Genomic DNA, 17,921 nt, shown 5'->3' with positions numbered 1-17,921 from the left:
GCAACTCGACGATTTCGTCGCTGACGGTAGCCGTCCGACTCCGGTTCTGCTACCCCTTCGGGCTCCCCTGTGGACAACCCGCCCACTACGATGAGCCACGCAAGCGTCACGCGGAGGCCCGGCGAGGAGGTGCGGTGACCGCGAGCACGTCCGAGCGGCCCGCGTCCGTCCCGGTCCGCACGCCACAGTGGACGAACCGTCCGACCGCACGGCTGCGCGCCGGTCAGATCGTGGCCACTCAGGTCGCGGCGGCAGTGCTGATCGCGGCTGCCGGGCGGGGTGTCGTGCCGACGGCCGTCGCGCTGCTGTCGGCGGCCCTGCTGCTGCCGGCCGCGTGGGTCCGGGTGCGCGGCCGCTGGCTGCACGAGTGGCTCGCCACCGCCGCCGCGTACGTGACGCGGCGGCGCGCCCTGCCACCGGCGGCCGACCCGGCGGCGCTGCTGGGGCTGCTCCGGCCGGGCTCGGTGGTCGGCGCGACTGAGGCGTCCGGCGGGGCGGCCGTGCTGCACGACGCCGCCGGGCTGACCGCGCTGCTGGAGCTGGGCGACCCGGACGACCTGCTCGGCGACCACTCGCACGAGCTGCCCACGCCGTTCGACCTGCTTCCCCCGGCGGGTCCGGACGCCCCCGCGATCCGGCTGCAACTGGTGTTCTCGTCGTCGCCCGCACCGGCGCCCGCGGTTGCCGGCGGTCCGGCCGGGACGTCGTACCGCCGGCTCACCGACGGGCGGGTGGCCGGGCGGGCCCGGGTGGTGCTGGCCGTCCAGGTGCTGCGCGCCGACGGCTGGCCGGACGAGGACCTGTTGCGGGCGCTGTCCGGCACCCTGCGGCGACTGGTCCGCCGGCTCGGCCCGCTCACCGCCCGGCCGCTGGGCGGCGACGCGGCGCTGCGGGTGATCGCCGAACTGGCCCACCACGAGCCCGGTGCCCCGGTACGGGAGACCTGGCCGCTGCTCACTGTCGGTGGCTTGGCGCAGGCCACCTGGCGACTGCGCCGGTGGCCGGATCCGCGTGGCGAGGCGGCCCGGGGGCTGGTGGGCCGCCTGCTCGCGCTGCCCGCGACCGCCACCACGGTCGCGCTCACAGCCGGTCCGCGCACCGGCGTCGCGCCGACCCCGGCCGAGCTGGCGGTACGGGTGGCGGCCGGGAGCGCGGCCGAGCTGTCGACGGCGGAACGCACGCTGCGCAGAGTGGCCGGTGACGTCGCAGCGGAGCTGCGCCGGCTCGACGGTGAGCACCTCGCCGGGCTGGCCGCCACGCTGCCGTTGGCGGTGACCGGTGGGGCCGCGTCCCCGGCCGGGTCGCCTCCGCCCGCGCTGGACCTGCCCTCGGCCACCGCCGGCCTGATGGTGGGCGCGAACCGGCACGGCGCCGCACTCACCGTCCGCCTGTTCCGCCCGGCCGCGACCCGGGTGCTGCTCGTCGGCGGCGTGCCCACGGCGCAACTGCTCGTGCTGCGGGCGCTGGCGCTCGGCGCGCGCGTGGTGGTGCAGACCGGCCGCCCCCGCTTCTGGGAACCGTTCGTGCGGGGTGTCGGGACGGTCGGCGGCGGCGTACCGCTGCTCCCGCCGGGCCGTCCGACCGGTGGCGCGCCCGGCTCGCCGCTGCACCCGCTGTTGGTGGTGGTGGACGCCGGCCCGGTGCCGCCGGAGGCCGGACCGGCGGCCGCCTGGCAGTCGGTGCTGGTGGTCCGCGACGAGCTGACCCCGGCCGACACGCCCGCGCTGGCCCGGGCCGACCTGGCGATCCTCCAGCCGCTCGACCCGGACGAGGCCGCGCTGGCGGGCGCCGCGCTGGGCCTGGGCGGTTCCGCGGAGTGGCTCACCCGGATCCGCGACGACATGGTGGCTGTGGTCAACCGGCGGGCCCTGCGCTGGGCGCTGCTCTCGCCCACACCTGTCGAGTCGCAACTGGTCGGTCGTCCGGCCCGGCACTGACGAGCCGCACCGCCGCGTACCAGGTCGAGCCTTCCGCTGGTGGTACGGCCGTGGCACGATCCCGGCCATGGATTTCCTGAAGGGTCTTCTGATTCGCGTGGGTTCGACCGCGGTGGCGTTCTGGCTCGCCACCCTGCTCATCCCGGGCATCTCGCTCGACTCCGACTCGGCCACCGAGACGGTGATCACGCTGGTGCTCGTCGCGGTCATCTTCGGTGTGGTGAACGCGGTGCTCCAGCCGATCATCAAGACCGTGGGGTGCGGCTTCTACCTGCTGACCCTCGGCCTGATCGCACTCGTGGTGAACGGCCTGCTCTTCCTGCTCACCAGCTGGATCGCCGGTGAGGCCGGGCTGCCGTTCCACGTGGACGGGTTCTGGCCGGCGGCGGTGCTGGGCGCGCTGTTCGTCGGCATCGTCACCTGGATCCTCGGCGCCGTCCTCGACCGCGACTGACACCGGACCCCGGCCGGCCGCCGTCGCGACCGGCCGGGGGTACTAGCCTCGACCGGGTGTTCACCCTGACCCGCGCGGACGGCTACGAGATCAGCACCGACCCGGACCGGATCGACCTGGACCGGGTGCACGCCTGGCTCTCCACGGACGCGTACTGGGCGCTGGGGCGGGCTCGGGAGACGGTCGCGCGCGCGTTCGCCGGCTCGATCGGCTTCGGCGTCTACCGGCCGGGTGACGGCCGGCAGGTCGCTGTCGCCCGGGTGGTCACCGACGGGGCCACGTTCGCCTGGCTGTGCGACGTGTACGTGGACCCGACCGCGCGGGGTTGCGGGCTGGGCACCTGGCTGGCCGGCGCGGTCCGCGACCACCTGGGCGAGCTGGGCGTACGCCGGATCCTGCTGGCCACGCTCGACGCGCACGGGGTCTACGCGAAGATCGGCTTCCGGCCGGTCGCGGCGGATCGGTGGATGGAGCTGGATCAGCGGGTGACGCCGGTCACCGATAAGGACCAGGAGAGCGATCCACCACTTACGGTGGAGCGGTGAACCAGCTCCGGCTCGGCTACCTGTACGGCATCGGCGCGTACCTGATCTGGGGTTTCTTCCCGATCTACCTCAAGCTGCTGCGCCCGGCCGGGCCGGTGGAGATCCTCGCGCACCGGATCCTCTGGTCGGTGGCGTTCGTGGCGTTGCTGCTGGCCGCCACGCGGCACGCCGGCTTCCTGCGCAAGCTGGCCGGGCGGCCCCGGGCGCTCGCCGGCATCGGCCTCGCCGCCGCGCTGATCGCCGTCAACTGGGGTACGTACATCTACGGCGTCAACTCCGGCCGGGTGGTGGAGACGGCGCTCGGCTACTTCATCAACCCGCTGGTGTCGGTGCTGTTCGGCGTGCTGGTGCTGCGGGAACGGCTGCGCCGGGCACAGTGGGCGGCGCTCGGCGTCGGCGCGCTCGCGGTCGCGGTGCTCACCGTCGACTACGGCCGCCTGCCCTGGCTGGCGCTCACCCTGGCGTTCAGCTTCGCCGGGTACGGCCTGGTCAAGAAGCAGCTCGCGCTGCCCGCCACGGAGGGGCTGTTCGTCGAGTCGGCGGTGCTGGCGCTGCCCGCACTGGCGTACCTGGGATGGCTGTCGGCGCGCGGCGACTCGACGTTCGGGCACGTCTCGGCCGGGCACACCGCGCTGCTGGTGCTCGCCGGGGCCGCCACCGCGATCCCGCTGCTGCTGTTCGCCGGAGCGGCGAACCGGCTGCCGCTGTCCACCGTCGGCATGCTGCAGTACCTCGCGCCGATCCTCCAGCTCGGCTGCGGCGTGCTGATCTTCCACGAGCCGATGCCGCCGGCCCGGCTGGCCGGCTTCGCCCTGGTCTGGCTCGCCCTGGTGGTCTTCACCGCCGACGCCCTACGTCACTCCCACCGCACCCGCCAGGCCGCCCGCACCCCGGCCACCCCCACCCCGGCCCCCACCCCCACCCCGTCTCGCTGATCTGTGAGTGGGGGCGGGCAGGGCAGTCAGCGCAGGTCGTAGGCCAGGACGGGGGCGTTTGTTCCTCGGAGCAGCTCCAGGCGGACCAGCTCGCCCTTGGTGAAGCGGGTGACACCGGAGAAGCGCAGGTCGTCACCGGGAGCGGCGAGCCAGGAGCCGACCTGCTCCGTCGCGCCGTCCGGGCCGTGCGCCACCAGCCGGAACGTGTACGCCTCCCGGTGCCCGGCCCGCCTGTCGTACCCGCAGTGCATGGTGACCTCGGTGCCCCACGGCGTCTCGGTCAGCCCCACCTCGGCGTGCACCGGCACCGTCCCGGCCACCGGCCGCATCGAGGCCAGCGCCACCGGCGGCTTCGACGGCTCGGCGGGCGACTGCACGAGCCCCACCCCGACACCCGCCAGCACGGCGAGCGCGGCGGCGGCGAGCGCTGTCAGCGCGTACCGTCGGCGGGAGCGGGACCGCTCGCGGCGCTTGCGCTCGCGCGCGGCGTCGAGCAGCGCGGGCACCCGCGACGTCTCCGGCCCGACCTCCAGGAACTGTTCCAGCCCGGCCGGGTCGAGCCGCCCCAGCAGGCCGGGCAGCACGGCGATCTCGGCCACCGCCTCCCGGCACTGCGCGCACCCGGCCAGGTGCCGCTCGTAGGCGACCCGGTCCGCCGGGGCGAGGGCGCCGAGCACGTACGCCCCGTCGTCGTGCGCGAACTCGCAGCGTGTCATCCGGTCACCCCCATCTCGGCCAGCGCCAACCGTAGTGAGCGCAGCGCGTAGTGGGTACGCGACTTCACAGTCCCCGGCGGTACGCCCAGCCGTGCCGCCGCCTCCGCGACCGAACGTCCCTGGTAGAAGCACTCGACGAGCACCTCCCGGTGGGTCGGGCTGAGCCGGTTGAGCGCCTCGGCCACCGTCCACGCCTCCACCGCGCGCTCCGTCTCGTCGACCGACTCGGCGGTCTCGGGCAGTTCGTCGGTGTAGACCTCGCCGACCCGGGCCGAGCGCCGCCGCCAGGCGTCGATCGCCAGGTTCCGCGCGGTGGTGAACAGCCAGGCGCGTACCGAGCCGCGTCGCGGGTCCAGCGACTCGGGGTGCCGCCAGGCGCGCAGGAGCGTCTCCTGCACCAGGTCCTCGGCCCGGGGCCGATCGCCGTTGACCAGCCGCAGGGCGTGCGCGTACAACGCGTCGGCATGCTCGTCGTGCAGCGCGCGCAGCAGTTGGGCGTCGTGGTCGCTGATGGCGGTACCTCGCTTCCGGCGGCGGGGAGACCGGCGATGCGTTCGCCCTTCCATACGTGCCGTGACGCCGAACGGTTCATCCGCAGGTCAGCGCGGAGCTGTTCACGTCCGGTTCAGATCGGGGCCGATCCCCGCTCACCGTGCCCTGGCAGCGTCCGGCGGGTGAGCGCCCGGGCCGGCTCGCCCGCGCGCCTTCCGACGTTGAGATCAGGAGGCTCCACCTCATGAGCGACCGGCCTCGCCTGCTTCCGCTGCTGGGTGGCACCCGCCACGGCAGCCGCGACGCGATGACCTGCCTGTACCGGTGCGGCAACGCGTGTGACCACCCGGTGCCGAACCCGACCGGCAACCCGTACTTCGGCGACGTGGTCGACACCGAGATGTCCCGGCGCGGTGTGGTCCGGGCCGGCGCGGTCGGTGCGCTGGTGCTCGGCTTCGGCGGTGCCGCCGCGGGCGCGCTCGCCGGCGCCGCGCCGGCCGCCGCCGCACCCGCCGCCCCGCCCGTGCCCGGCGGCGGCGAGGTCTCGCCCGCCGGGGCGGGCCGCCCTGGTAGCGGCGCGTTGACGTTCAAGCCGATCCCGCCGAACAAGCTCGACACCCTCGTGGTCCCGAACGGGTACGACCACTCCGTGGTGATCCGCTGGGGCGACGAGGTCGTGCCCGGCGCTCCCGCGTTCAGCCCGGGCCGGCAGACCGCCGCCGCCCAGTCCAAGCAGTTCGGCTACAACAACGACTTCGTCGGCGTGCTCCCGATCGACCGTCGGCGCGCGCTGCTCGTGGTCAACCACGAGTACACCAACGAGGACCTGATGTTCCCCGGCTTCACCGGCCAGGACGCGCTGACCGTGGAGCAGGTACGGGTGGCGATGGCCGCGCACGGCATGTCCGTGGTCGAGCTGGAGCGGGTGGAGAACACCGGGCAGTGGCGACCGGTACGGCGTGGCCGGCGCGAGTACAACCGCCGGGTCACGGCGCTGGCGACGAGGTTCGAGCTGACCGGCCCGGCCGCCGGCTCGGCGTGGCTGCGTACCGCCGCCGACCCGAAGGGCCGGACGGTGATCGGCACGCTCAACAACTGCGCCGGTGGCGTCACCCCGTGGGGCACAGTGCTCTCCGGCGAGGAGAACTTCAACCAGTACTTCGTCGGCGGCGACGGCGCGCCGGAGGAGCAGAAGCCGAAGCTGGCCCGCTACGGCATCCCGACCGACGTGCGCCACCCGAGCGGCAGCCGCAAGTGGGAGCGGGCGGACGAGCGGTTCGACCTGGCCAAGCACCCCAACGAGGCGAACCGGTTCGGCTGGATCGTCGAGATCGACCCGTTCGACCCGCAGGCCAAGCCGCGCAAGCACACCGCGCTGGGCCGGTTCAAGCACGAGGGCGCGAACGTCATCGTGGCGCGCAACGGGCGGGTGGTCGCGTACATGGGCGACGACGAGCGCTTCGACTACCTCTACAAGTTCGTCTCGGACAAGAAGTTCATGCCGGGGAAGTCCTCGGTGGCGCGGCGGCACAACCTGACGCTGCTGGAGTCGGGCACGCTCTACGTCGCGAAGATCGAGGGCGACAGCCCGGCCGCCGAGATCGACGGTTCCGGCAAGCTCCCGGCCGACGGCGGGTTCGGCGGCCGGGGCCGCTGGATCAAGCTGGTCAGCGGCAACCGCTCGTACGTCGACGGCATGACCGCCGCGGACGTGCTCACCTTCACGCGGCTGGCCGGGGACAAGGTCGGCGCCACCAAGATGGACCGGCCCGAGGACGTCGAGCCGAGCCTGCTCACCGGCAAGGTCTATGTGGCGCTGACCAACAACAGCGACCGCGGCAAGGCCGGGAAGGCGCCCGCCGACGAGGCGAACCCGCGCGACAGCAACAAGCACGGGCAGATCCTGGAGCTGGTCGAGGACCGCGGCGACAACACCGCCGAGACCTTCGCCTGGTCGCTGCCGATCGTCTGCGGCGACCCGGCCGACGCCTCGACCTACTTCGCCGGGTACGACAAGACGAAGGTCTCCCCGATCTCCTGCCCGGACAACGTCGCCTTCGACGCCACCGGCAACCTGTGGATCTCGACCGACGGTAACGCGCTGGGCAGCAACGACGGCCTGTTCGCCACGGCCGTGGAGGGTCCGGAGCGGGGCCACCTGAAGCAGTTCCTCACCGTGCCGCTCGGCGCGGAGACCTGCGGCCCGTTCATCACCGGCGACAACCGCTCGGTCTTCGTGGCCGTGCAGCACCCGGGCGAGGTCACCGGCGCGTCGGTGGAGAACCCCGCCTCCACCTGGCCGGACGGCGACTTCGCCAAGCCCGGTGTGGTGGTCACCTGGCGCCTCGACGGCGGCCCGGTCGGTAGCTGACCCACCCCGGGGGCGGTCCGGCGCTGGACCGCCCCGCGAGGGGCCGCCGACCCACCAGGTCGGCGGCCCCTCGTCGGTTCTCCGAGGCGATCCCGCCGGCGACGGCGAGCACGGCTCGTCAGTTCTCGGAGGCGATCCCGTCGGCGATGGCGCGCGCGGCGGTGAGCAGCTTGGCGCGGACCACCCGGGCCGAGGTCATCATCTCGCCGGCCGGCAGCGCGCACGCCAGCACCACCCGGCGCTCGATGTCCTTGTCCGGGGTGACCAGCACCGCGGCACACGCCACGCCCTGCCGGAACTGCCCCAGCTCCAGCTGCATGCCGCGCCGGTCACCGGCGGCCAGGTCCGCCTCGAACGCCTCGACTGTGGTGAGGGTGGCTGTGGTGAACGGGCGCATGCCGTACTCGCGCAGGTAGCGGAAGCGCTGTTCGGTGGTGAGCGTGGCGAGCAGGCTCTTGCCGAGCGCGGTGGCGTGTGCGCCCTCGTCGAAGCCCGGCACCAGGTCTTCCATGTAGGGCGAGCGCGGCCCCTCGGCGGACGCGGTCACCGCCACCTGCCCGCCGACGAAACGGCCGAGGTAGTGGCTCCAGCCGGTGTCCGACGCCGCGCGGCGCAGCGCCTCGCCCACCGCCGGCGGCCCCCGGAACGCGGTGACCAGCTCGCGGTAGCGGTCGGCCACCTCCAACCCCACGATGTACGTCCCGTCCTCGCGCCGGATCACGTAGCCCTCGTACGCGAGCGTGCGCACCAGGTGGTAGGTGGTGGCGACGGTCAGCTCGCAGCGCCGGGCGATCTGCTTCACGGTGAGCCCTCTCGGCGCACGGCCGACCGACTCGAGCACTCGAAGCGCGCGGGACACGCTGCGGATCAGGTCCGAAGGTTCCGCCAAGGGGTCGCGCACAACCACCTCCGCCGCCGGGGACTTACACCATATGAAAAACCGGCCGAGTGCGAAATGCCTGTTCGGATGGAGGATGCCGGAAGACCGGACACAGACAGTGTGTCGACGGACACGATGAGCAGCCAAAACGTCCCGGCGTAAGGTGTGCTCGCGATGACTGAAACAGTTTCGCGAGTCACTCCTCCGGCGTCCCGGCACGCCGTCACGGTCGGCGCGGGCGCCACCCTCACCACGATCGTGTGCGTCCTGCCCGTCTTCCTGGTCGGTGGGCTCGCCGTCCAACTCGCTGACGAACTCCGCTTCAGCCCGGCCGGGCTGGGCCTGGCCGTCTCGATCTACTTCGGCGTGAGCGCGCTCGCCTCGGTGCCCTCCGGCACCCTGGTCGAGCGCTTCGGCTCGGCCCCGGTCGCCCGGGCCGCCATCCTGCTCTCCGCCGCCTCGCTGCTGGCGGTGGCGGGGCTGGCCCGCTCGTACCCGATCCTGGTGGCACTGCTGGCCCTCAGCGCCGCCGCCAACGCCCTCGGGCAGCTCGCCAGCAACGCCGCGCTGGCCGAGCACGTCCCCGCCCACCGGCAGGGCCTCTCGTTCGGCGTGAAGCAGGCCGCCGTACCGGCCGCCACGCTGCTGGCCGGTCTGTCGGTACCCACTGTCGCGCTCACCGCCGGCTGGCGCTGGGCCTTCGTGGCGGCCGCGGTGGCCGCGCTCGCCGTGCTGCCGGCCGTACCCCGGGCCGGACGGGGCCGGCGGGCCCGCACCGCCTCCGGTCGCCGTCCCGGCGGCACCGGCCCGCTCGTGGTGATCGGGCTGGCCGCGACGCTGGCGGCCGCCGCGGCGAACGCCCTCGGCACGTTCCTGGTCGACTCGGCTGCGGCGCGGGGCCTCTCCCCCGGCCTGGCCGGCCTGACGCTGACCCTGGGCAGCGTGGGGTGCGTGCTCGCCCGGGTGGGCGTCGGCTGGCTGGCCGACCGGCGCACCAGCGGGCACGTCGGGCTGATCGCCGGGATGCTGCTGACCGGCTCGGTCGGCCTCATCCTGCTCGCGGTGGCCGGATCGGCGCCGCTGGTCGCGGGCGTGGTGCTCGGCTTCGGTCTCGGCTGGGCCTGGCCGGGGCTGATGAACTTCGCCGTGGTCCGGCTCCACCCGCAGGCCCCGGCCGCCGCCACCTCGATCACCCAGACCGGCGTGTACGCGGGCGGCTGCCTGGGGCCGCTCGGCCTGGGCGCGCTCGCCGGAGCGGCAGGCTACCCGGCGATGTGGCTGACTGCCGCCGCAGCGATGCTCCTGGCCGCCCTCCTGATGCTGCTGGGCGCCCGCCTCGTAACCCCCACCCCAGCTCTCCCCTGACCGTCCCCCGCCCCCGCCCCATCGCGTCGATCATGAAGTTGGCGGCGCGGCACGCCGGGTGGGTAGCCGTCAACCTCATGATCGACGAGAGCCTGGGCGGGTGAGGTCGGCCCGGGCGGGTGGGGTGGGGTGGGCGCGGGGTGGGTCAGCTGGTGCGGTCGGCGATGTAGTCGCAGAGCGACTCCAGCGCGCGACGTGCCGGACCCTCGGGGAGCGGTGCCAGCCGGGCCCGGGCGTCCTCGGCGTAGCTGCGCACCGTCTCCCGGGCACGCTTGAGCGCCGGCGACTCCCGCAGCAGGCCCAGCGCCTCGGCGTGCAGCGCGTCGTCCACCAGCGGGCCGGTGGCCAGGATCTCGCGCAGCCGTACGCTCGCCGCGTCCGCGTCGTCGGAGGCCATCGCGTAGAGCACCGGCAGGGTGGGTACGCCCTCGCGCAGGTCGGTGCCGGGTGTCTTGCCGGACTGGACCGACTCGCTGGCGATGTCCAGCAGGTCGTCGGAGAGCTGGAACGCGACGCCGATGATCTCGCCGTACTCGGCCAGGGCCTCGACGTGCTCGGGCGCCGCGCCGCCGAACAGGCCGCCGAAGCGGGCCGAGGTGGCGATCAGCGAGCCGGTCTTCTCGGCGATCACGTGCAGGTAGTGCGCGACCGGGTCGGTGTCGCGCGGGCCGACCGTCTCGGCGATCTGGCCGTGCACCAGCCGGGCGAACGTGTGCGCCTGCAGGCGTACCGCCTCGGGGCCCAGATCGGCGGCGATGGCCGCGGCGCGGGCGAAGAGGTAGTCGCCGACCAGGATGGCCACCGAGTTGGTCCAGCGGGAGTTGGCGCTCGGGGCGCCACGCCGCACTGCGGCCTCGTCCATCACGTCGTCGTGGTAGAGCGTCGCCAGGTGGGTTAGCTCCATCACCACGGCGGCGGGGACGACCTGGTCGGCGTCCGGGTCGCCGAACTGGGCGCCCAGCGCCACCAGCAGCGGACGGAACCGCTTGCCGCCGGCCTCGACCAGGTGCCGGGACGCCTCGGTGACCAGCGGATCGGCGCTCGCCACGCTCGCCCGCAGGCTCACCTCGACCCGGTCGAGCACGCGCAGCACTGAGGCTTCGGCGCGCGGGTCGGCGAGGTGCAGGCCGAGCGCGCCGAACTGACCTGAACGCTCGCCAGCCGGGTTAGCCACGTCCTCAACCATGCCACACCCGTTCGACCTGCTCGTCGACGGGGATACGGGCCGGGGGCCGGCACGCCACGGCGTACCGGCCCCCGGTGGGATCACCTCTGTCATCTGACGAATTCGGCGGCACCGGTCGTCAGGTCGAGCAGCGGGCCGGGCACCACGCCGAGGACCAGCGTGGCGAGCACGCCGATGACCAGGGCGGCCGAGGTGAGCGCGCCCGGCACGGTCACCGTCGGGGTGGACTCGCCCGGCTCCGACAGCCACATCATGACGACGACCCGCAGGTACGGGAAGGCCAGCACCATGCTGGTCAGCACGCCGGCGATCACCAGCCACGCCTGGTTCGCCTCCAGGGCCGGGCCGAAGACCGCGAACTTGCTGGTGAAGCCGCTGGTCAGCGGGATACCGGCGAAGGCCAGCAGGATGAACGTGAAGATCGCCGCGAAGAACGGCGAGCGGCGGCCCAGCCCGGCCCAGCGGGACAGGTGGGTGGCCTCCCCGTCGGCGTCGCGCACCAGCGTCACCACGGCGAACGCGGCGAGCACCGAGAAACCGTACGCGGCCAGGTAGAACATGGTGCCGGAGAGCCCTTCGCGGCTCGGGGCCAGCACACCGACGAGCAGGTAACCGGCGTTCGCGATCGACGAGTACGCCAGCAGGCGCTTGATGTCGGTCTGGGTGACCGCCAGCACCGCGCCGACCAGCATGGTGAGCACCGCGATCGCACCGAGCACCGGGGTGAAGTCCCACGAGGCCCCGGCGAACGCGACGTGGAAGACGCGCAGCAGCGCGCCGAACGCGGCGACCTTCGTGCAGGCCGCCATGAAGCCGGTGACCGGGGTCGGCGCGCCCTGGTAGACGTCCGGCGTCCAGACGTGGAACGGCGCGGCGGCGGCCTTGAACAGCAGGCCGATGGCGAGCAGCGCCATGCCGGCGAACAGCAGCACCGGACTGGACGGGGAGTCGGTGACCGCGGCATGCACGGTGGCGAAGTCGACGCCTGCCGTGCGACCCGGGATCCCGGAGGTGAAGCCGTAGATGAGGGCCACACCGAACAGGAAGAACGCCGAGGCGTACGCGCCGAGCATGAAGTACTTCAGCGCCGCCTCCTGGCTCAGCAGACGCCGGCGGCGGGCCAGCGCGCAGAGCAGGTAGAGCGGCAGCGAGAAGACCTCCAGCGCGACGAACATGGTCAGCAGGTCGTTCGCCGCCACGAAGATCAGCATGCCGCCGATCGCGAACGACATCAGCGGGTAGACCTCGGTGGCGCCGCCGACGCCCTCGGCCTGCCGCCGGTCCTCCGCCGACTCGGCGGTGACAGCGGCGTGCGCCACGAAGGCGCCGCCCCGCTCCACGGTGCGCTCGCCGACGAGCAGCAGCGCCATCACCGCGAGCACCAGGATGGCGCCCTGGAGGAACAGCGTCGGGCCGTCGATCGCGATGGCGCCGCCGATGGTGATGAGCCGGTCGTCGGCGTTCAGGATCACCATGACGATCGCGGCGAGCATCGCCACCAGGGCGAGCCCGAGTTGCACAGCGTTGCGCAGGCGGCGCGGCACGAACGCCTCGACCAGGACCCCGAGCAGCGCCGCACCCAGCATGATCAGGATGGGAGCGAGCGCCGCGTAGTCGATCGACGGCAGCCTCAGTTCACTCACTTCGCGGCCTTTCGTTCGCGACTGCGGGGCTCACTCGCTCCGCTCGTTCACTCCTCGCGCTCACCGGGCGGCCTCCTGGACGCTGCCGACCTCAGGGGCGGGATCGGACTTGCCGACGTCCTGCATGGTCGCCTGGACGGCGGGGTTGATGACATCGGTGACCGGCTTCGGATAGAAGCCGAGCAGCACGATCAGCGCGATCAGCGGCGCGACGACCACCTTCTCGCGCAGGGTGAGGTCGCGGCGCATGCCCTCGACCTCGGTCAGCGCCGGGTTCAGCGTGCCCTGCGTGGTGCGCTGCACCATCCACAGCACGTACGCCGCCGCCAGGATGATGCCGAGCGTGGCGATCACCGCGACCGGCTTGTTGACGGTGAACGTGCCGATCAGCACCAGGAACTCGGAGACGAACGGCGCGGTACCCGGCAGCGCCAGTGAGGCGAGACCGGCGAAGAAGAGCACACCGGCCAGCACCGGCACCAGCTTGCCCGCGCCGCCGAAGTCGCTGATCAGCGCCGATCCGCGCCGGGCGATCAGCATGCCGACCACGAGGAACAGCAGGCCGGTGGCCAGGCCGTGGTTGAGCATGTAGAGCACCGCGCCGGTGCCGGCCTGGGTGGTGAACGCGAAGATGCCGACGCCGATGAACCCGAAGTGCGCGATCGAGGTGTACGACACCAGCCGCTTCAGGTCGTTCTGACCGACCGCCAGCAGCGCGGCGTAGATGATGCCGATGACGCCGAGCGCCAGCGCCCACGGCGCGAACCAGCGCGACGCCTCCGGGAACAGCGGGAGGCAGTAGCGCAGGATGCCGAACGTGCCGACCTTGTCCAGCACGCCGACCAGCAGCGCGGCGGCGCCGGCCGGGGCCGCGCCACCGGCGTCCGGCAGCCAGGTGTGGAACGGGAAGAACGGCGCCTTGATCGCGAAGGCGACGAAGAAGCCGAGGAACAGCCAGCGGGCCGTGTCGGTGGCGAACTCCGCCTGGCTCAGCGCCTGCCAGTCGAAGGTCTTCCCGCCGACCACCCAGAGGCCGATCACCGCGGCCAGCATGAACAGACCGCCGACCAGCGAGTAGAGGAAGAACTTCACCGCCGCGTACTGCCGCTGGTGGCCGCCGTAGCTGCCGATCAGGAAGTACATCGGCACCAGCATGACCTCGAAGAACACGTAGAACAGGAAGACGTCGGCGGCGGCGAAGACGCCGATCATCGTGCATTCGAGGACGAGCAGCAGCGCGAAGTACGCGGGCACCGAGCGCTTCGACGCCTCGGCGTCGTGCCAGGACGCCAGGATCACCAGCGGCACCAGGATCGCGATCAGCATCAGCATGACCAGCGCGATGCCGTCCACCTCGAAGGTGAAGTTCACACCCCAGTTCGGGATCCACGGGTACGACTCGCGGAACTGGAACCGGTCACCACCGGCGGAGAAGGCGAACCACATCACCACCGAGAGCACCAGCACCAGCAGCGACCAGCCGAACGCCACCAGCTTGGCCAGGTCCGGACGGCTGCGGGGCAGCAGTGCCACCACCAGGGCGCCGACCAGCGGCGCCACGGTCAGCACCGAGAGGAACGGGAAGTTGGACATTATTCGGCCTTACCTCCGTCGTGACTGCGTGGCCCGCCGGCGGGGGCGGCCGCGTTGAGGTCGATCACGCCAGCCACCCCGCCTGCACCGCCAGGAACGCCGCCACCACGAGCAGCGCGCCGGTCAGGATCGAGGTCGCGTACGACCGCACGAAGCCGGTCTGGAGCCGCCGGAGCCGGCCCGAGCCCCCGCCCACGGCGGCGGCCAGGCCGTTGACCAGCCCGTCGACGCCCCGGTTGTCGAGGAACACCAGCGCCCGGGTGAGGAAGATGCCCGGCTTCTCGAAGACCGCCTCGTTGAAGGCGTCCGTGTAGAGGTTCCGGCGGGCGGCGGTGACCACCACGCCGGCCGGCTGCGGCTCGGTGGCCGTGCCGGAGCGGAACAGGAACCAGGCCAGCCCGGCGCCCAGCACGGTGAGCAGCAGCGACAGCGCGGTGAGCAGCCAGTGCGCCAGCACCGGCGCGTGCTCCCCGCTCTCGGCGGCGAGCCCGTTGGTGGCGGTGAGCCAGTCCGGCACGGAGGTGGCGAGCAGGAAGCCCGCGCCGACCGAGCCGACCGCCAGCAGGATCAGCGGGACGGTCATCAGTTTCGGCGACTCGTGCGGGTGCTCGATGTCCTCGGTCCAGCGCTTCGGGCCGTGGAACGTCAGCACGAACAGCCGCGTCATGTAGAACGCGGTGAGCCCGGCGCCGAGCAGCGCGGCCATGCCGAACAGCCAGGCCGTCCAGCCCTCCCGCTCGAACGCGGCCACGATGATCGGCTCCTTGGAGAAGTAGCCGGAGAACGGGAACATGCCGATGATGGCGAGCCAGCCCATCATGAACGTCAGCCAGGTGACCTTCATGTACTTGGAGAGCCCGCCGAAGCGGCGGATGTCCACCTGGTCGTTCATGCCGTGCATGACCGAGCCGGCGCCGAGGAACATGTTGGCCTTGAAGAAGCCGTGCGCCAGCAGGTGCACGATGGCCAGCGCGTACGCGCCGCCGCCGAGCCCGACGCCGAGGAACATGTAGCCGATCTGGCTCACCGTCGACCAGGCCAGCACGCGCTTGATGTCGTCCTTGGCCGCGCCGATGACGCAGCCCATCAGCAGCGTGAGCGCGCCGACGCTGACCACCACGAGCTGGAGCGTCTCGTTGGCCGAGAAGATCGCGTTGGAGCGGGCGATCAGGTAGACGCCCGCGGTGACCATGGTGGCCGCGTGGATGAGCGCGGACACCGGGGTCGGGCCCTCCATGGCGTCCGGCAACCACGCCTGGAGCGGGAACTGACCGGACTTGCCGGCCGCGCCGAGCAGCAGCAGCAGGCCGAGCACCAGCACGGTGGTCGAGGTCATCGAGCCGACCCCGTTGAACACCTCGTCGTACTGGGTGGTGCCGAGCATGGCGAACATGATGAAGATGCCGATGGCCAGGCCGGCGTCGCCGACCCGGTTCATCAGGAACGCCTTCTTGCCGGCGGTGGCCGCGCTGGGCCGGCCGTACCAGAAGGAGATCAGCAGGTACGACGCCAGGCCGACGCCCTCCCAGCCGAAGTAGAGCATCACGTAGTTGTTGCCGAGCACCAGCAGGAGCATGGCGGCGACGAACAGGTTGAAGTACGCGAAGAACAGCCGCCGGCCCGCGTCGTGCGCCATGTACTCCACGGCGTAGAGGTGGATCAGGAAGCCCACCCCGGTGATCAGCAGGACGAAGACCGCGGCCAGCGGGTCGAAGAGCAGACCGAAGTCCACCCGCAGGTTGCCGACCGCCATGAAGTCCCAGAGGCTCAGCTCGACCTGCTTGTTCTCCAGCCCGCGCAGCTGGAAGAAGTAGGTGAGCCCGAGCACGAACGCGGCGCCGATGGCGCCCACGCCCAGCCAGTGGCCCCAGCGGTCGGCCCGCTTGCCGAGCAGCAGCAGGATCGCCGCGCTGACCAGCGGGATCGCCACCAGCAGCCAGACACTGCCCAGCATCCCGTCCGCCGTGGCGAAGGTGACGGCTTCGGCTGGCTCAGACTGGGCGATCGTCAGAATCTGTTCCACCACGAGCCCCTCAGTACTTCAGCAGGTTGGCGTCGTCGACGCTGGCCGAGCGCCGGGTCCGGAAGATCGCCATGATGATCGCGAGCCCGACCACGACCTCGGCCGCCGCCACCACCATCACGAAGAACGCCATGATCTGGCCGTTCAGGTCGCCGTTGATCCGGCTGAACGTGACCAGGGTCAGGTTGGCCGCGTTGAGCATCAGCTCGATGCACATGAACAGCACGATCGCGTTGCGCCGGACCAGCACGCCCACGGCGCCGATGGTGAACAGCACCGCCGCGAGGATGAGGTAGTAGTCCGGGGTCACCGTGCCAGCCTTTCGTTCGCGACTGCGGGGCTCCGCTTCGCTGCACTCCTCGCGCTCACCGATCAGTCCCCTTCGGTGCGGTCTCCTCGGCCGTCAGCTCACGCACCGGCATGATCTCCGGGATGCTGCGGTCGGTCAGCCGGCCGTCGGGCAGACGGGCCGGGGTGGCCACCGAGGAGGACGTGGCGTAGACACCCGGGCCGGGCTTCGGTCCGGGGTAGTTGCCGGGGCGGAACCGCGCCTTCATGGTGGCGATCTGGTCCATCCGGTCCGCCTTGCGCCGCTCCACGTGTGCCAGCACCATCGCGCCGACGGCGGCGGTGATCAGCAGCGCCGAGGTCAGTTCGAAGGCGAAGACGTACTTGGTGAACAGCAGCCGGGCGATGCCCTGCACGTTGCCCTCGCCGTTGGCCTGGTCGAGCCCGACCGCCTGGACGCCGTCGAGCGCGCGGTAGAGGCCGGTGCCCACCAGGCCGGCGAAGCCGAGCCCGAGGACCACGGCGGCGACCCGCTGGCCGCGCAGCGTCTCGATGAGCGAGTCGGACGCGTCCCGGCCGACGAGCATCAGCACGAACAGGAACAGCATCATGATCGCGCCGGTGTAGACGATGATCTGCACCATGCCGATGAACGGCCCGGCCTGGAGCACGTAGAACACGCCCAGGCAGAGCATGGTCAGCACCAGCCAGAGCGCGGAGTGGACCGCGTTGCGGGCCCACACCATGCCGATCGCCCCGAGCAGGGCCAGTGGCGCGAGGATCCAGAAGGTGACCTCCTCGCCCCCGGACACCTGGCCGGCGGCGGCGAGCACCGTAGCCGAGGTCATGCCTTGCCTCCCTTGCCCGCCGCGGCGGCGGACCGCTGCTCGGCCTGCTCGGCGCCGGGGAAGGTCACGCCGGGGTGCTCCTCCACCTGGTACCGGCCGGGGCCCATCGACGAGCGCTCGGCGCCGGCCGAGGTGCCCGGGTTGGTGAGCGCGCCGACGTAGTAGTCCTTCTCGCTGTCGCCCAGCCGCATCGGGTGCGGCGGCTGCTCCATGCCTTCGAGGAGCGGGGCGAGCAGCTGCTCCTTGGTGAAGATCAGGTCCTGCCGGTTGTCCCGGGCCAGCTCGTACTCGTTGCTCATGGTGAGCGAACGGGTCGGGCAGGCCTCGATGCAGAGCCCGCAGAAGATGCACCGGGCGTAGTTGATCTGGTAGGTGCTGGCGTACCGCTCACCAGGGGAGAAGCGCTGCTCCTCGGTGTTGTCGCCACCCTCCACGTAGATCGCGTCGGCCGGGCAGGCCCAGGCGCACAGCTCGCAGCCGATGCACTTCTCCAGCCCGTCCGGGTGCCGGTTGAGGATGTGCCGCCCGTGGTAGCGCGGCGCCGAGACCGGCGGCTTGAACGGGTAGTCGGTGGTGACGACCTTCTTGAACATGTGCGAGAAGGTGACACCGAAGCCCTTGAACGTTCCGGTGATCGCGCCCACG

At 72.3% G+C, this 17,921-nt stretch carries 16 protein-coding genes; 6 read left to right on the top strand and 10 right to left on the bottom strand.

Annotated elements, in window-relative coordinates; genetic code table 11:
* Positions 1–134 precede the first annotated feature (134 nt).
* The 4 genes from eccE to rarD all read left to right on the top strand — a co-directional run bounded on the left by eccE (position 135) and on the right by rarD (position 3,871).
* Positions 135–1,937 (top strand): type VII secretion protein EccE, encoded by a 1,803-nt coding sequence (eccE, locus tag O7622_RS06315; protein ID WP_282312315.1) that lies wholly within the window; start codon positions 135–137, stop codon positions 1,935–1,937.
* Positions 1,938–2,004: 67 nt separating this feature from the next.
* Positions 2,005–2,391 (top strand): phage holin family protein, encoded by a 387-nt coding sequence (locus tag O7622_RS06310; RefSeq protein WP_282312314.1) that lies wholly within the window; start codon positions 2,005–2,007, stop codon positions 2,389–2,391.
* A gap of 56 nt (positions 2,392–2,447) precedes the next feature.
* Entirely contained in the window at positions 2,448–2,936 is a 489-nt protein-coding gene (locus O7622_RS06305) for a GNAT family N-acetyltransferase (protein ID WP_282312313.1), read from the top strand.
* On the top strand, positions 2,933–3,871 hold the full coding sequence (gene rarD / locus O7622_RS06300) for an EamA family transporter RarD (protein ID WP_282312311.1): 939 nt from the start codon (positions 2,933–2,935) through the stop codon (positions 3,869–3,871). The genes O7622_RS06305 and rarD overlap by 4 nt, the downstream gene beginning before the upstream one ends.
* 26 nt (positions 3,872–3,897) lie before the next feature.
* On the opposite strand, the gene O7622_RS06295 is transcribed toward rarD, so the two are convergent.
* Complete coding sequence (locus tag O7622_RS06295; protein ID WP_282312309.1) at positions 3,898–4,587, bottom strand: zf-HC2 domain-containing protein; 690 nt, start codon at positions 4,585–4,587, stop codon at positions 3,898–3,900.
* Positions 4,584–5,153 carry a sigma-70 family RNA polymerase sigma factor gene (locus tag O7622_RS06290; protein ID WP_282312308.1) on the bottom strand — a complete coding sequence of 190 codons (570 nt, stop codon included), beginning with the start codon at positions 5,151–5,153 and terminating at the stop codon, positions 4,584–4,586. The genes O7622_RS06295 and O7622_RS06290 overlap by 4 nt, the downstream gene beginning before the upstream one ends.
* 170 nt (positions 5,154–5,323) lie before the next feature.
* Here O7622_RS06290 and O7622_RS06285 point away from each other — a divergent pair, with 170 nt between their 5' ends.
* On the top strand, positions 5,324–7,450 hold the full coding sequence (locus O7622_RS06285; protein WP_282312307.1) for a PhoX family phosphatase: 2,127 nt from the start codon (positions 5,324–5,326) through the stop codon (positions 7,448–7,450).
* 118 nt (positions 7,451–7,568) lie between these two features.
* On the opposite strand, the gene O7622_RS06280 is transcribed toward O7622_RS06285, so the two are convergent.
* Positions 7,569–8,351: a helix-turn-helix domain-containing protein gene (locus O7622_RS06280; RefSeq protein ID WP_282312306.1), complete on the bottom strand. Its 783-nt coding sequence runs from the start codon at positions 8,349–8,351 to the stop codon at positions 7,569–7,571.
* 153 nt (positions 8,352–8,504) lie between these two features.
* Between O7622_RS06280 and O7622_RS06275 the strand changes: the two genes are divergently transcribed.
* A complete protein-coding gene (locus O7622_RS06275) occupies positions 8,505–9,695 on the top strand; it encodes an MFS transporter (protein ID WP_282312305.1) in 1,191 nt (396 codons plus the stop codon).
* Between the two features lie 145 nt (positions 9,696–9,840).
* Here O7622_RS06275 and O7622_RS06270 read toward each other — a convergent pair whose 3' ends face one another.
* The 7 genes from O7622_RS06270 to nuoI all read right to left on the bottom strand — a co-directional run bounded on the left by O7622_RS06270 (position 9,841) and on the right by nuoI (position 17,920).
* Positions 9,841–10,881 carry a polyprenyl synthetase family protein gene (locus O7622_RS06270; protein WP_282312304.1) on the bottom strand — a complete coding sequence of 347 codons (1,041 nt, stop codon included), beginning with the start codon at positions 10,879–10,881 and terminating at the stop codon, positions 9,841–9,843.
* Positions 10,882–10,970: 89 nt separating this feature from the next.
* Positions 10,971–12,524, bottom strand: a complete 1,554-nt coding sequence (gene nuoN, locus O7622_RS06265) for an NADH-quinone oxidoreductase subunit NuoN (RefSeq protein WP_013283614.1) — start codon at positions 12,522–12,524, stop codon at positions 10,971–10,973.
* 60 nt (positions 12,525–12,584) lie between these two features.
* The gene (locus O7622_RS06260) at positions 12,585–14,117 is read right to left on the bottom strand and encodes an NADH-quinone oxidoreductase subunit M (RefSeq protein WP_282312303.1); all 1,533 of its coding nucleotides are present in this window, start codon (positions 14,115–14,117) and stop codon (positions 12,585–12,587) included.
* A gap of 64 nt (positions 14,118–14,181) precedes the next feature.
* On the bottom strand, positions 14,182–16,071 hold the full coding sequence (nuoL, locus tag O7622_RS06255; RefSeq protein ID WP_282314055.1) for an NADH-quinone oxidoreductase subunit L: 1,890 nt from the start codon (positions 16,069–16,071) through the stop codon (positions 14,182–14,184).
* A gap of 79 nt (positions 16,072–16,150) precedes the next feature.
* The gene (nuoK, locus tag O7622_RS06250) at positions 16,151–16,450 is read right to left on the bottom strand and encodes an NADH-quinone oxidoreductase subunit NuoK (protein ID WP_013283611.1); all 300 of its coding nucleotides are present in this window, start codon (positions 16,448–16,450) and stop codon (positions 16,151–16,153) included.
* Between the two features lie 55 nt (positions 16,451–16,505).
* Positions 16,506–17,276: an NADH-quinone oxidoreductase subunit J gene (locus O7622_RS06245; RefSeq protein ID WP_282312301.1), complete on the bottom strand. Its 771-nt coding sequence runs from the start codon at positions 17,274–17,276 to the stop codon at positions 16,506–16,508.
* Positions 17,273–17,920, bottom strand: a complete 648-nt coding sequence (nuoI, locus tag O7622_RS06240) for an NADH-quinone oxidoreductase subunit NuoI (RefSeq protein ID WP_128137504.1) — start codon at positions 17,918–17,920, stop codon at positions 17,273–17,275. Before nuoI ends, O7622_RS06245 begins: the two co-directional genes overlap by 4 nt.
* Position 17,921 lies beyond the last annotated feature (1 nt).

The sequence above is a fragment of the Micromonospora sp. WMMD1076 genome (assembly GCF_029581475.1).
Lineage (GTDB): Bacteria > Actinomycetota > Actinomycetes > Mycobacteriales > Micromonosporaceae > Micromonospora > Micromonospora aurantiaca.
The sequence above is the reverse complement of the archived record's forward strand: the minus strand, read 5'-3'. Positions and strand labels throughout refer to the sequence as shown.

Excerpts from the sequence above, each read along its gene's own strand:
- O7622_RS06310 (WP_282312314.1), top strand. The coding sequence starts at position 2,005 with ATGGATTTCCTGAAGGGTCTTCTGATTCGCGTGGGTTCGACCGCGGTG.
- O7622_RS06290 (WP_282312308.1), bottom strand. The coding sequence starts at position 5,153 with ATGGAAGGGCGAACGCATCGCCGGTCTCCCCGCCGCCGGAAGCGAGGT.
- O7622_RS06260 (WP_282312303.1), bottom strand. The coding sequence starts at position 14,117 with ATGTCCAACTTCCCGTTCCTCTCGGTGCTGACCGTGGCGCCGCTGGTC.
- O7622_RS06245 (WP_282312301.1), bottom strand. The coding sequence starts at position 17,276 with ATGACCTCGGCTACGGTGCTCGCCGCCGCCGGCCAGGTGTCCGGGGGC.
- O7622_RS06275 (WP_282312305.1), top strand. The coding sequence starts at position 8,505 with ATGACTGAAACAGTTTCGCGAGTCACTCCTCCGGCGTCCCGGCACGCC.
- nuoL (WP_282314055.1), bottom strand. The coding sequence starts at position 16,071 with ATGCTGGGCAGTGTCTGGCTGCTGGTGGCGATCCCGCTGGTCAGCGCG.
- O7622_RS06295 (WP_282312309.1), bottom strand. The coding sequence starts at position 4,587 with ATGACACGCTGCGAGTTCGCGCACGACGACGGGGCGTACGTGCTCGGC.
- O7622_RS06285 (WP_282312307.1), top strand. The coding sequence starts at position 5,324 with ATGAGCGACCGGCCTCGCCTGCTTCCGCTGCTGGGTGGCACCCGCCAC.
- O7622_RS06270 (WP_282312304.1), bottom strand. The coding sequence starts at position 10,881 with ATGGTTGAGGACGTGGCTAACCCGGCTGGCGAGCGTTCAGGTCAGTTC.